The 13,187-nt window shown below is 69.7% G+C and carries 12 protein-coding genes and 1 pseudogene; 9 read left to right on the top strand and 4 right to left on the bottom strand.

The features are described from left to right. Positions 1–73: 73 nt before the first annotated feature. The gene (gene serB / locus QFZ50_RS05525; RefSeq protein ID WP_307082679.1) at positions 74–961 is read left to right on the top strand and encodes a phosphoserine phosphatase SerB; all 888 of its coding nucleotides are present in this window, start codon (positions 74–76) and stop codon (positions 959–961) included. Positions 962–1,170: 209 nt separating this feature from the next. Here the strand turns inward: serB and QFZ50_RS05520 are convergent, their stop codons facing one another. Beyond that, a complete protein-coding gene (locus QFZ50_RS05520) occupies positions 1,171–1,920 on the bottom strand; it encodes an SDR family oxidoreductase (protein ID WP_307082677.1) in 750 nt (249 codons plus the stop codon). Between the two features lie 88 nt (positions 1,921–2,008). Continuing rightward, positions 2,009–2,747, bottom strand: a pseudogene (fabG, locus tag QFZ50_RS05515) (3-oxoacyl-ACP reductase FabG). A 139-nt stretch (positions 2,748–2,886) separates the two neighbouring features. On the opposite strand from fabG, the gene QFZ50_RS05510 reads away from it, so the two are divergent. Genes QFZ50_RS05510 through QFZ50_RS05500 form a run of 3 tightly spaced genes read left to right on the top strand, consistent with a single transcriptional unit; the run spans position 2,887 to position 4,417 of the window. Continuing rightward, on the top strand, positions 2,887–3,303 hold the full coding sequence (locus QFZ50_RS05510) for a DUF3099 domain-containing protein (protein WP_307082675.1): 417 nt from the start codon (positions 2,887–2,889) through the stop codon (positions 3,301–3,303). 49 nt (positions 3,304–3,352) lie between these two features. Continuing rightward, entirely contained in the window at positions 3,353–3,592 is a 240-nt protein-coding gene (locus QFZ50_RS05505) for a hypothetical protein (RefSeq protein WP_307086685.1), read from the top strand. Continuing rightward, complete coding sequence (locus QFZ50_RS05500; RefSeq protein ID WP_307082673.1) at positions 3,593–4,417, top strand: SURF1 family cytochrome oxidase biogenesis protein; 825 nt, start codon at positions 3,593–3,595, stop codon at positions 4,415–4,417. A gap of 68 nt (positions 4,418–4,485) precedes the next feature. Here the strand turns inward: QFZ50_RS05500 and QFZ50_RS05495 are convergent, their stop codons facing one another. Continuing rightward, positions 4,486–4,929: an MmcQ/YjbR family DNA-binding protein gene (locus tag QFZ50_RS05495; RefSeq protein WP_307082671.1), complete on the bottom strand. Its 444-nt coding sequence runs from the start codon at positions 4,927–4,929 to the stop codon at positions 4,486–4,488. 376 nt (positions 4,930–5,305) lie between these two features. Here QFZ50_RS05495 and QFZ50_RS05490 point away from each other — a divergent pair, with 376 nt between their 5' ends. The 5 genes from QFZ50_RS05490 (at position 5,306) to QFZ50_RS05470 (ending at position 11,473) form a co-directional block, all read left to right on the top strand. Next, positions 5,306–6,616, top strand: a complete 1,311-nt coding sequence (locus QFZ50_RS05490; RefSeq protein WP_307082669.1) for a nucleotide sugar dehydrogenase — start codon at positions 5,306–5,308, stop codon at positions 6,614–6,616. A gap of 39 nt (positions 6,617–6,655) precedes the next feature. Beyond that, positions 6,656–7,651 (top strand): NAD-dependent epimerase/dehydratase family protein, encoded by a 996-nt coding sequence (locus QFZ50_RS05485; protein ID WP_307082667.1) that lies wholly within the window; start codon positions 6,656–6,658, stop codon positions 7,649–7,651. Continuing rightward, positions 7,648–9,240 carry a polysaccharide deacetylase family protein gene (locus QFZ50_RS05480; protein WP_307082666.1) on the top strand — a complete coding sequence of 531 codons (1,593 nt, stop codon included), beginning with the start codon at positions 7,648–7,650 and terminating at the stop codon, positions 9,238–9,240. The genes QFZ50_RS05485 and QFZ50_RS05480 overlap by 4 nt, the downstream gene beginning before the upstream one ends. Positions 9,241–9,326: 86 nt before the next feature. After that, positions 9,327–10,088, top strand: a complete 762-nt coding sequence (locus QFZ50_RS05475) for a hypothetical protein (RefSeq protein ID WP_307082664.1) — start codon at positions 9,327–9,329, stop codon at positions 10,086–10,088. A gap of 50 nt (positions 10,089–10,138) precedes the next feature. After that, the gene (locus QFZ50_RS05470) at positions 10,139–11,473 is read left to right on the top strand and encodes a glycosyltransferase family 2 protein (protein WP_307082662.1); all 1,335 of its coding nucleotides are present in this window, start codon (positions 10,139–10,141) and stop codon (positions 11,471–11,473) included. A 21-nt stretch (positions 11,474–11,494) separates the two neighbouring features. On the opposite strand, the gene QFZ50_RS05465 is transcribed toward QFZ50_RS05470, so the two are convergent. Further along, positions 11,495–13,093 (bottom strand): ABC-F family ATP-binding cassette domain-containing protein, encoded by a 1,599-nt coding sequence (locus tag QFZ50_RS05465; RefSeq protein ID WP_307082660.1) that lies wholly within the window; start codon positions 13,091–13,093, stop codon positions 11,495–11,497. Positions 13,094–13,187: the final 94 nt, after the last annotated feature.

Here is a 13,187-nt window from a genome sequence, read left to right as displayed (position 1 = left end):
GCATCGACGGGCGGCACCACGACCGCGACCAGGACAGGACGGCGCCGCCGACGGCGCGGACAGGAGTGGGTACATGCCGGACGACGCCAGGGTCCTCGCCTACGCGCAGCACCTCGACGGCGGACACCGGGACGGCCTGAGGGCGGCCCTGCGCGGACTCGGCGTGGAGATCCGGGGTGAGTCCCCCGCGGCGGCCGCGACCTACGACGTGCTGACCCTCGACATCACGCTGCCCTCCGGCTCGTCGTCGGCGGTGCGGGCGGGCCTGTCCGGCTGGAGCGCCGCGACCGGTATCGGCGCAGCGCTCGTCCCGCAGCCGGTGTACGCGCCCGGCCCGAAGCTGCTGATCATGGACGTCGACTCGACGCTCATCAAGCAGGAGGTCATCGAACTGCTCGCCGCCCACGCGGGCCGCGAGGCCGAGGTCGCCGCCGTGACGGAGGCCGCCATGCGGGGCGAACTCGACTTCGCCCAGTCCCTGCACCACCGGGTGCGCGCCCTCGCGGGGCTGCCGGCCTCCGTGATCGACGACGTCGTCGCCCGGATCGAGCTGAGCGACGGCGCGGAGCAGCTCGTCGCGGCGTACCGGGAGGCGGGGCACCGGGTCGGAGTCGTCTCGGGCGGCTTCTCCCAGGTGCTGGCACCGCTCGCCGAGCGTCTCCGCCTCTCCTTCGCGACCGCGAACGACCTCGAGATCGACGCCGGGGTGCTCACCGGCCGGGTGGCCGGCGCCGTCGTCGACCGCCAGGAGAAGGAACGGGTGCTCCGTTCCGAGGCCGACCGCTCCGGCGTGCCGCTCGCGGCGACGATCGCCGTCGGGGACGGCGCGAACGACCTGGACATGCTCGCGGCCGCGGGGCTCGGCGTGGCGTTCAGGGCGAAACCCGCCGTGAGGGCGGTGGCCGACGCCGCGCTCGACCTGCCCGACCTCGACGTCGTGCGGCACCTCGCCGGCCTCTGACGCGTCCGCGGCCCGTCCCTGACCTGCCGGAGACCGCCGGGCGGGGCAGACCGTCGTCCGGCCGCTCGCGACCGTGATGGGACCGTCTGGGGCGGCCGGCAGGCGCGACCGGTCGAAGACCGCAGGCGGGACCGGCGGCAACCGACCGCCTGCCACCGTCAGGGCGTCCGGCAAGCAGGTGCCGCGGCACCGAGCGCACCCCGGAGGGCTCAGCCCTTGGCGAGGAAGTCCTCGGCACCGCCCACGTACTCCGTGTGGCCGGTGGGGACGTCGGCGGTCGCCATCCGGACGATCTCCGCGGCGAACTCGGCGACCGAGTACAGGCGCCCGGCCTCCTGGCGGCGGGCCTCGATGGCCCCGGGCGTCGCACGGTCGAGCAGCGTGGCGGTCACGGTGCCCTCGATCATGTCCCCGGACACGACGACGAGGGAGATGCCCTTCTCCTCGAGCTGCGGGATCAGGGCGCGCAGCGCGTCCTCGCCGGCCCGCTTGCTCCGGGCCACCGGCTCGTAGGCGTCCATCGTCTCCACCTTCTCGATGAAGTGCGCCTGGTGGCTGGTGATGAAGACCACGCGCGAGCCCGCGGGCATGACCTCGACGGCGGCCGTGAGCATGGCGACCTGTGCGTCACGGTTCAGGCGCAGGGCGTAGTCCTCCCCCATCGACGTCTCCATGCCGCCCGAGGCGTTGAGGACGAGCAGGTCGAGTCCGCCGAAGGACGAGACGGCGGCGTCGACCAGCGCCGCCGGCCCCTCGGGAGTGGTCAGGTCGGCGCCCACCGCGACGGCCCTGCCGCCCGCCGCCTCGATGCCGGCGACCACCTTGGTGGCGCGGGGTGCCTTCTGCCGGTAGTTGACGACGACCGCCGCGCCCTGCGCGGCGAGCAGCTGCGCGACGTCCGCGCCGATGCCGCGGGACGATCCGGTGACGATCGCTGTGGTTCCCTCGAGGGTGGCCATGGTGCTCCTTGTGCTCGGAATCAGGGATGGTGCCGGCGGCGCCGGGGACCGTACGGGTGGTGGTGCTGGGGGTGCCGGTGGGCGGGTGTCAGTGGCCCATGCCGAGGCCGCCGTCGACCGGGATGACCGCACCGCGAGATGTAGCCGGCGGCGTCACCGGCCAGCCAGGACACGACCCCGGCCACCTCGTCGGGGGATGCGAAGCGCCCGGCGGGGATCGTGGCGAGGTAGCTCTTGCGGGTCTCCTCCGGCAGTTCGGCCGTCATGTCGGTGTCGATGAAGCCGGGGGCGACGACGTTCGCCGTGATGCCGCGGGAGCCCAGCTCCCGGGTCAGGGACCGGGCGATGCCGACGAGGCCCGCCTTGGACGCCGAGTAGTTGATCTGCCCCGGCGCGCCGTACAGGCCCGTGACGCTCGAGATCAGGATGACGCGGCCGCGCCGGAGGCGGATCATGCCGCGGGAGGCGCGCTTGACCACGCGGAACGCCCCCGTGAGGTTGGTGTCGATGACGTCGGTGAAGTCACTCTCGCTCATGCGCAGGAGCAGGACGTCGCGGGTGATGCCGGCGTTGGCCACGAGGACCTCCACCGGGCCGTGCTCGGCCTCGACCTGCGTGAAGGCGGCGTCGATCTGCTCCTCGCTCGTCACGTCGGCCCTGACGCCGAGCATCCCCTCGGGGACGTCACCACTTCGGTAGGTGATGGCAACCTTGTCGCCGTTGGCTACGAATACCTTTGCGATAGCAAGCCCGATGCCCCGGTTGCCGCCTGTGATGAGGACGCTCCGACCGGTCGCCGTCGTCTTGCTGTCTGCACCAGGTGCCAAGGGGGAACTCCTCTGTCCGTGGGCCGGCAGCGGCCCACCTTGTCTCCGTCAAACTATCCCGACGATCCTAGCGGGGCATCCCTCAACTTCGGGAACGGAGCCCGGAGTGAGACAATTGAGGGAGTCTCTTTGGAGTGTGATGAGCAACAAATCGAAGCACAACACAGACGTCCACAGCATCTCCGACGCTCGTGTCGGACACAGCGACGAGATGCGCACCCGCATGATCAGGTACACGGTGTCGATGAGCATCCGTCTCGTCTGTTTCGTCCTGGTCTTCGTGGTCCCCTATGTGTGGCTGCAGTGGGTCATGATCGCCGGAGCGGTGTTCCTGCCGTACTTCGCCGTGATCGTGGCGAACGGCGGCAGTGACACGAGCAACATCCGCCACAGCGATGCGCTGATCGACCGCGCCCCGGTCCGCGAGATCGAGGCGAAGGTCCTCGACACCGACCCTGACGACGGCGAGGCCGTCCTGAGCGGCGAGGTCATCGACGACACCGCGGACCGCGCGCACGGTTCCCACGCGGCCGGGCCCGGTACCCCCGGTGCCTGACGCAGTGCCGCCCCCGGGACCCGCGGTCGCATCGACGGCGGGTCTCTCGCTGTTCGCGGCACCGCAGCGTGCGGCGGGTGAGGTCCCCGTGTGCTCGCGCAAGGGCTGCCGGCAGGACGCCGCGTGGCAGCTGCTGTGGAACAACCCGCGCATCCACACGCCCGAGCGCCGTAAGGCGTGGGCATCGTGCCCCGACCACGTCGCGTGGTTCGAGGACTACCTCCGGGACCGCGGCCTCTGGAAGCAGACCCTCCCCCTCACCGCCGACCGACCGATGGAGACCCGCTAGGTGTACCGCTTCCTCTTGTCCGCCCGCTGGCTCGGCTGGCTGGCCATGGTGATCGTGCTGGCCGCGGGCTGCGTGGGGCTCGGCCGCTGGCAGCTCGACCGCCGCGAAGCCGTGGTGGAGAACATCCAGCGCATCGAGGCCAACTACGACGCCTCGCCGGCGCGCTACCTGCCCGGGACGAACGGATTCGACAGGTACGACCCGGATAGCGAGTGGACACCCGTCACTTTCGTCGGGACGTACGACGTCGAGCACCAGGTGGTGGTCCGCAACCGCCCGCTGAACGGACAGCCGGGCTACGAGGTCCTGACACCCCTCAGGCTCGACGACGGCACGGCCGTCGTCATCGACCGCGGCTGGCTGCCCATCGGCAACGCCGAAGCCGGACACCCCGACGAGATCCCCGCCCCGCCCGCCGGCCGGGTCGAGGTCACCGCCCGGACGAAGCCGGGCGAACCCGCGGTCAACCGCGGCGCTCCCGAGGGCCAGGTGGCCTCCATCGACCTCCCGGCGCTCGCGGACACGCTCGACTACCCGCTGCAGGACGCCGCCTACGGCCTCCTCGCCCTCGAACGGCCGGCGGCCGCGGAGACCCCGATCGCCGCGCCGAAGCCCTCCATCGACGAGGGCCCGCATCTCTCCTACTCCCTGCAGTGGTTCGCCTTCGGCGTGCTGGCCTTCGTGGGCCTGGGCTACGCGGCGCGGCAGCAGCGCAGGAGCGACGCCGAGCAGGACGGCGCCGCTCCCCGCCCGGACCGCCGGCGCCGCCGGCCCTCCTCCGAGGAGGAGGAGGACGCCATCCTCGACGCGCAGGGCATCCGCTAGCCGCCGCTCGCTGTCCCCCACCCGGCGCGCCCTCCGGGCACCGCGCGGCGCACTCCTCGTGGGTCCTTTCAGGTGACCTCCGACGGGGCGTGGACCGGCCAGCCCAGTGCCCGCCGGTCCGCTGCGGGCAGGGACGCGACGACGAGGTCGTAGGAGTCCTCGATCATGTCCCGCACCGTCGCGGCCGGGAGGCCGCCGTCGAGCCTCACCCCGTTCCAGTGCTTCTTGTTGAGGTGCCACGCGCCCGTGATCTCGGGATGGGCCGCCCGCAGCTGCTCGGCGAGGGCCGGATCGCACTTCAGGGAGATCGACGGCGGGTCCGCGTCCACCCCGGCGAGGGCGAAGATCTTCCCGGGATGCCGCGTCCCGCCCTCCTGATCGCCCCGAGCCACCCGCCGATCCGCCCGCCGATCCGCCCGGACACGGAACACCGCGATGCCCGGGCCGAAGGGATAGTCCTCGTAGGCGCCGGGGAAGGACAGGCACGAGATCCGGAGCCAGTCGAAGTCCACGCCATCACCCTAACGGCTGCCGTCCGGCGCGAACAGGGCGAATACCCTAGACCCGCGGCGACGGCCACGCCAGTAATGACTCGTGCCCCAACGGGTAGTCGGCAGGGGTCCACAGGTGGTACTTGCAAGTGTTTCGTGGCGGAGTCGAGTGGAATTCACTCGTGTGCGAGCGGAAAGCCCTTCGTAGAGTTCTAGCGACGGGCGATGAATTCAGCGCACGTCGCCATTGTTCCACGGCTCCTCTCAAAAATGCCGGGCATTTGTTGGTCACCTCCCGAACCAGCGACGGTATCGCCGCTCAAAAAAGGACGAAGTTATGACTGGAAATCTGGTTGCTGGTCCGCAGTTATCGAACAGGCACAGCGCACCGAAGCTCTTGGACTCATCCACCACGCTATTCGACACGGCCCTGGAACAACAGGAACCGGCCTTCGAATTCGACGTCGCGATCGTCGGCATGGGATACGTCGGATTGCCGACCGCGCTGGCGTTCACCGCCGCCGGCGCACGGGTCCTCGGCGTCGACGCGAGCCCGGTCCGCCTGGACGTCATCCGGAGCGGCCGCGCCGACCTCGTGACTTCCGACCGGGAGCGCCTGACCCAGGCCCTGGCCGACCCGTACTTCGAACTGACCACTGACTCGGCACGTCTTTCCCAGGCCGCGGCAGTCATCATCTGCGTCCCCACACCGGTCGACGCCTACCTGGTCCCCGATCTGGCGATCCTCAGCAGCGCCTGCGAGACCGTCGTCGAACAGGCCGTGAGCGGTCAGCTGCTGCTCCTGACCTCCACCACATACGTCGGCACCACACGGGATCTGCTGGCGACCCCCCTGGCCCGGCGCGGGCTGATCCCCGGAAGCAATATCCACCTCGCCTTCAGCCCGGAACGCATAAACCCCGGGGCCGACAATTTCGCGCACGAGGACGTACCCCGCGTGGTCGGCGGAATCACGAAGAGTTGCACGACGGCGGCCGTGGCCCTTATCGGCACCTATACGCGATCCATTCATGTCGTGAGTTCCGCGGACGCCGCCGAGATGACGAAACTCGTCGAGAATACCTTCCGTGCCGTAAATATCGGCCTGGCGAACGAATTCGCCGATATGTCCCATTCGCTGGATTTGGACGTCATGGAAGTGATCGGGGCCGCGGCGACGAAGCCCTACGGCTTCATGGCGTTCACGCCGGGCCCGGGCGTGGGAGGCCACTGCATCCCGTGCGATCCGCACTACCTGCTCTGGCAGATGCGGAAGCTGCGGCTGTCCACCCCGGTGATCGAGCAGGCGATGAACGCGATCGCCGCCCGGCCGGGCAAGGTGGTGGACCGGATCCGCAAGATCCTCTCCGACCGCGACATGGGCCTGCACTCCGCCCGGATCCTGGTCGTCGGCGTCGCCTACAAGCCCGACGTCGAGGACCTGCGGGAGTCGCCGGCGCTCGAGATCCTGTCGAGCCTCATGGACGAGGGAGCGGTCGTCGCCTACCACGACCACCTGATCCCCACCGTGCGCCTCGGTGACGGCACCATGCTCGAGCACGACGCGGAGCCGGACGCCTTCCAGGCCGATCTGATCCTCCTGCACACGGCGCACAGCGCGGCGGACGTCACCTGGATCTCCCCCGAGGTCCCGGTCCTGGACTCGACGTTCCGTCTCCCCCTCGGGTCGAACATCTACCACCTCTAGACAAATCAGCCTCCAACCATTTCAGCTGGGAGAACAAGCATGAGAACTGTCATCACGGGCGGCGCCGGCTTCATCGGCAGCCACCTCACCGAATATCTGCTGAACGCCGGCGACACCGTCACGGTGCTGGACGACCTGTCCACCGGTTCGCTGGAGAACCTCAGGGACGTGCGGGACAATCCGGCCTTCACGTTCCACGAGGGCAGCATCCTCGACCGCGACGCCGTCCGCGCGGTGATCAGCGGATCCGACCGCGTCTTCCACCTGGCGGCCGCGGTCGGCGTGCACCTGATCGTGGATCACCCCCTCGAGAGCCTGCGGACCAACATCCACGGCACGGAGGTGGTCCTCGACGCCTGCCGGGACGCCGGTGTGGACCTGCTCCTGGCCTCGACCAGCGAGATCTACGGCAAGAACACCGCGGACCGCCTGTCCGAGGACTCCGACCGCATCCTCGGCTCACCGCTCAAGTCGCGGTGGACCTACGCCGCGGCCAAGGGGATCGACGAGGCCTTCGCCCACGCCTACTGGTGCGAGTACGGGCTGCAGGTCTCCATCGTCCGCCTGTTCAACACCGTCGGGCCGCGCCAGACCGGCCGCTACGGCATGGTGGTACCGAACCTCGTGGGCCAGGCACTCCGGGGAGAGCCGCTCACCGTGTACGGGGACGGCCGGCAGACCCGCTGCTTCTCCTACGTCGGGGACGTCATCCCGGCGATGGTACGGATCGCGGAGGAGCCCGCCACCCGCGGGCTCGCCGTGAACCTGGGCGGCCTGCAGGAGATCTCCATCCTCGATCTGGCGGAGAGGGCGATCAAGCTGCTCGGCAGCAGCAGCGTCGTCAGCCTCGTCCCCTACGAGGAGGCCTACGGCGCAGGCTACGAGGACATGCGGCGCAGGGTGCCCGACAACTCGCTCGCGGGGCGCCTCGTCCGGTTCAAGCCGACCACGACCGTGGACACGATCATCCTCAAGGTGGCCAAGTCGATGCTCTCGACCGCTTCGGGCGAGGTGCCGGCAGGAGCCAGTAGGTGACACGCACCCGTCGCAGGAGGGTCCCGAGGATCCTCCAGCGGCGGGCCGCACGTCGCCCCGGCAACGGGGACCCAGGGTATCCCGCGGATCCGGTCGGCACGACGGTGGCGCTGCTGCTCCTCGTCCTCCTGCTCGGTGCGTCGCTCGGCGGATCGGCACCGGCGTTCGCCTCCGTGCGCGCCGAGACCGCCGCCGACGATGCGCCTGCACCGTCGACGGTGGTGAGCCTGACCTTCGACGACGGCAACGACGACCAGGTCGACGCCGCCCGGGTGCTCACCAGCCACGGACTCAAGGGCACCTTCTTCGTGTCGTCGGGCCTGATCGCGGAGGAGCCGGGGCCGGGGGACGCGCTGCCGACCAGGATGACCCTCGCCCAGCTGCGAGACCTCGAGGCCGCCGGTCATGAGATCGGCGGCCACACCGTCAACCACGCCGATCTGGCGGAGATGGACGCCGAGGAGGCGCAGCGCCAAGTGTGCAACGACAGGAGCAAACTGGTGGAACTCGGATTCGACGCCACCGACTTCGCCTACCCCTTCGGTGAAGCCAGCCTCAACCTGGAGCGGATCGTCGAGGGGTGCGGCTACAACAGCGCCCGGGGCCTGGGCGACATCAAGAGCCCGGAGGTCCCGCGGGTGACGTACACCTGCAGGAACTGCCCGGTCGCCGAGACCATCGCGCCCGCCGATCCCTTCAGGACCAGGGCACCGAACCAGGTCGAGAACACCTGGACCCTGGCGGACCTCCAGAGCGCCGTCACCGAGGCCGAGACCACGGGTGGGTGGCTGCAGCTGACGTTCCACCACGTCGACGACTCCGGCAACACGCTGTCCGTCCGCCCATCGGTGTTCGAGGACTTCGTGGCGTGGCTGGCCGCACGCTCCGCGCTCGGCACCGAGGTCAGGACGGTGCGCGAGGTCATCGGAGGACCGGAGCAGGCCACGATGGACTACCCGCCGAAACCCCGCTCCGGGAACCTCGTCCGGAACCACGGCCTGGAGACACCCGGCCACCTCGACGCCCTGCCGGCCTGCTGGCAGGGCGTCGGCTGGGGGGAGAACCACCCCTCCTTCACCATGGTGGAGGACGCCCGCACCGGCGACGCCGCCGCCCGGCTGGACCTGGCGGACTACGTGGGCGGTGATGCCAAGCTGCTCCCGGTGATGGACCTGGGCACGTGTTCCCCTCCGGTGGAGGCGGGCAGGGCGTACGATCTCGGCGCCTGGTACAGGTCGACGGGAGAGACGCAGTTCGAGATCTACGTCCGTGACGAGGACGGGGCCTGGCGGCACTGGACCTCGAGCCCTCCCTACCTCCCGACCGAGGAATGGCTCCACGCGACCTTCACGACGCCGCCGGTCCCCGACGGCGTCGACGGACTGAGCTTCGGCCTGAACCTCCGGGAGGCCGGGACGCTCGTCACCGACGACTACAGCCAGGAAGTGGACATCACATGGGACGAATTCGTGTCACGCACCGTCGGGGCCACCCTGGCGCAGGTGCGGCGGACATTCTCCGCGCCGGCGGACAGCCTGGCGTCCCTGTACAACCTCGCTCCCCTGAACAACCTGGCGTCGTCATGGTGATGCGGCAGGCGGGCGCGGGCGACGCACCGACCCCGGGCGGGACCGGCCTGTCCCTCCGCGAACCGACAACGGAAGAGGATCCCGAGGTGGCAGTGCGCACCCGAAAGACCCGGCGCACCATCGTGCTGGCCGTCGCCGCCGTCGCGGTGCTCGTCGCGTGCACGACGGTGATCGTCGTCTCCCAGGGTCACGAGAAATACCCGTGGCACACGGACATCGTCTCCACGACCTTCTGGGTCGGCGAGATCCACGACCCCGACGCCGAGGACGGCAGCCAGGTCTATTCCACCTACGACTCGCGGTGGATGGAGAGCTACGGCGGGTGCGACGGCATCGAGACGGCCGACGGGTGCAGCACCGAGCCACGCGTGGCCGGGAACGGCTACTTCCCCAGCAGCATGACGCCCCTGGAGAACCCCTTCTACCTGGACCTGCCGTTCGACGACCTCAACAATCCCGAAGCCTTCGCCCAGCGCGGCACCGTGATCCCCTGGGCTGCCGAGGAGGCCGCGGACAATCCCGCGCTCCTGACGAGCAGCCGCCACAGCTTCATGAAGAACCGCTGGGTGAAGCTGAGGAAGGGCGACGCCGTCTGCTATGGGCAGATCCAGGATGCGGGGCCGGCGCTGTACGACGACAGCGCCTACGTCTTCGGCGAGGACGACCGGCGGCCCGCGAGCACCGAGTACAACGGCGCGGGACTCGACGTGTCCCCCGCCATCAACGGCTGCCTGGGCTACAGCAACCTGGACGGCCAGGACGACCGCGTCGACTGGCAGTTCGTCGATGCCGAGGACGTCCCCGACGGACCCTGGCTGCGCGTGATCACCACCAGCCAGGTCCAGTGAGCGGGCCGCGCGATGTTCCCCTTCACCCGACGCCTCGATAACGGAGAATCATGGACTTCCTGACACTGCTACTCGTGGTCCTGCTGGTGGTCGGTATCAGCACCACCTTCTGGAGCCTCGTGGGGATCGGGCGCAGCCTCGGCGAGGTGTACCGCCGCGTGACCTCCCCCCGCGGGGACGGCCCGCCGCCGGGCACACCCGACCCCGGCGCGGTGGCGATCCTGATCGCCGCGCACAACGAGGCCGCCTCGATCGAGCGGTCGCTCCGGGCGGCGGCGCAGCTGGTGGCGCCCGAGAACATCCACGTGGTCTCCGACAAGTCCACCGACGCCACCGTCCGGATCGCCCAGGAGCTGGGCGTCAACGTCCTGGACCTGAAGGTCAACCGCGGGAAGGCCGGTGCCCTGGCGGAGGGCATCAGGTACTTCGAGCTCTGCGACCGCTTCGAGGTGGTCCTCATCCTCGACGCGGACACCCGCCCCACGAAGGACTACCTGACCACCGGTCTCCCCCTCTTCGCGGACCCGGGGGTCGTCGCCGTCGCCGGCCGGGCCAAGTCCATCGTCGGGACCGGCAGGGCGCCGCTGCTCGGACGCTTCCTCGTGGCCTACCGGGACAGGCTCTACCTGATCGTCCAGCTCATGCTCAAGTACGGGCAGGCAGCCAAGGCGGCGAACGTCGTGAACATCGTCCCGGGCTTCGCGAGCATGTACCGCACGTCGGTGCTCAAGCACATCGACGTCGCGGGCCGGGGCCTGGTCATCGAGGACTTCAACATGACGTTCGACGTGCATGCGAGGAAGCTCGGACGCATCGCCTTCCATCCCTCGGCGGCGGTGGCCTACACCGAGGATCCCGACAACCTCGGCGACTACATGCGCCAGATCAGGCGCTGGAACCTCGGCTTCTGGCAGACCGTCAGGCGCTACCGGTTCCGCTTCTCGAAGTTCTGGGTCAACCTCTGGGTGCACATCATCGAGATCGTCGTCAGCGGTGTCCTGCTGCTGACCCTGCTGCCCCTGCTGGCACTCTCGCTGATCTTCGACGCGCTCCCGCCCGAGATGCAGCGGGTACCGATGCCCCTGGACTGGCTCGCGAACGTCCTGCCGCTGGAAGCCGTGCTCGTCGGCGTCCTCCTGCCCGACTTCCTGCTGTCCGTCCTCGCGGCCGCGGTCCTGAAACGGCCCGTCTACCTGCTCTTCGGGCTGCTGTTCCCCCTGGTGCGCATGCTGGATGCGGCGATCTGCCTGAGCCAGATCCCGAGGGCGTTCATCCCGGCCGGCTCGAGCGGGATCTGGACGAGTCCGAAACGCCGCGACGCGATCGGGCACCCGCCGATGCGCGCCGTCCCGGCCCTCGAATCGCGGTCGGTCGACGCCGCCTGACCGAGTGCCGGCCCGCGCCGCCTAGGCCAGGGTGACGAGTTCCAGGTAGTCCGCGTTCCACAGGTCCTCGACGCCGTCGGGCAGCAGGACCACGCGCTCGGGATCGAGGGCGTCCACCGCTCCCTCGTCGTGGCTGACCATGACCACGGCGCCGCTGTAGTTCTTGAGAGCGCCGAGGATCTCGGCGCGGCTGGCCGGGTCCAGGTTGTTCGTCGGCTCGTCGAGGAGCAGCACGTTGGCGGACGACGCGACGATGGTGGCGAGTGCCAGGCGGGTCTTCTCGCCGCCGGAGAGCACGCCGGCCGGCTTGTTGACGTCGTCGCCGGAGAACAGGAACGAGCCGAGGATGCCGCGCACCTCGGCGTCCTGCATGTCCGGGGCGGAGGACTTCATGTTCTCCAGCACCGTCCGCTGCGTGTCGAGCGTCTCGTGCTCCTGCGCGTAGTACCCGACCTTCAGGCCGTGGCCGGCGATGACCTGCCCGGTGTCGGGCTTGTCCACGCCAGCGAGCATGCGCAGCAGCGTCGTCTTCCCCGCACCGTTGAGTCCGAGGATCACCACCTTGGATCCGCGGTCGATGGCCAGGTCGACGTCGGTGAAGATCTCGAGCGAGCCGTAGGACTTGCTGAGGCCCTCCGCGGTCATGGGGGTCTTGCCGCACGGCGACGGGTCCGGGAAACGCAGGGCCGCGACGCGGTCGGAGGCACGGACCGCGTCGAGCCCGCCGAGCAGCCGCTCGGCGCGCTTGGCCATGTTCTGGGCGGCGACGGCCTTGGACGCCTTGGCCCGCATCTTGTTCGCCTGGTCCATGAGGACCTGCGCCTTCTTCTCAGCGTTCGCTCGCTCACGCTTGCGGGCACGCTCATCCGTCTCGCGCTGCAGCTGGTAGCGCTTCCAGCCCATGTTGTAGATGTCGATCGTCGCCCGGTTCGCATCCAGCTGGAACACCTTGTTGACGGTCGCCTCGAGGAGCTCCACGTCGTGGCTGATCACGATCAGGCCGCCCTGGTGGTTCTTGAGGAAGTCGCGGAGCCAGGTGATGGAATCGGCGTCGAGGTGGTTCGTCGGTTCGTCGAGCAGCATGGTCTCGGCACCCGAGAACAGGATGCGGGCCAGTTCGACGCGGCGGCGCTGGCCACCGGAGAGCGTCTTCAGGGGCTGGTTGAGGATGCGCTCGGGCAGCGCCAGGTTGGAGGAGATCGACGCCGCTTCGGCTTCCGCGGCGTACCCGCCCCCGGCGAGGAAGGCGGCCTCGATGCGGTCGTAGCGGGCCATGGCCTTGTTGCGCACGGACGTCTTCTCGCTCGCCATGTCCTCCTGCGCCTGCCGGAGCTCCCCCACGACGGCGTCGAGGTTGCGGGCCGAGAGGATGCGGTCGCGGGCGAGCTGCTCCATGTTCGGCGTCCGCGGGTCCTGGGGCAGGTACCCGATCTCCCCCGAGCGGGACACGGTACCACCGGCCGGCAGGGACTCACCGGCCAGCACCTTCGTGAGCGTCGTCTTCCCGGCGCCGTTGCGGCCCACGAGCCCGATCTTGTCACCCCGGTCCACCCGGAAGGAGACCTCGTCCATCAGCAGGCGGGCTCCGGCCCGGAGCTCCAGGTTCGATACGCTAATCACGGTGGGCCTTTCGATGGTGCCGGAGACGGCGTTTGTTGTAGGAATCCCACAAGGGAGTCCCTGATGACCGGCGCTAGTCTCGGTACAGAAGCAG

The sequence above is a fragment of the Arthrobacter agilis genome (assembly GCF_030816075.1).
In the GTDB taxonomy this organism is placed as follows: Bacteria; Actinomycetota; Actinomycetes; order Actinomycetales; family Micrococcaceae; genus Arthrobacter_D; species Arthrobacter_D agilis_E.
This window is presented reverse-complemented; position numbering and strand designations above follow the sequence as displayed.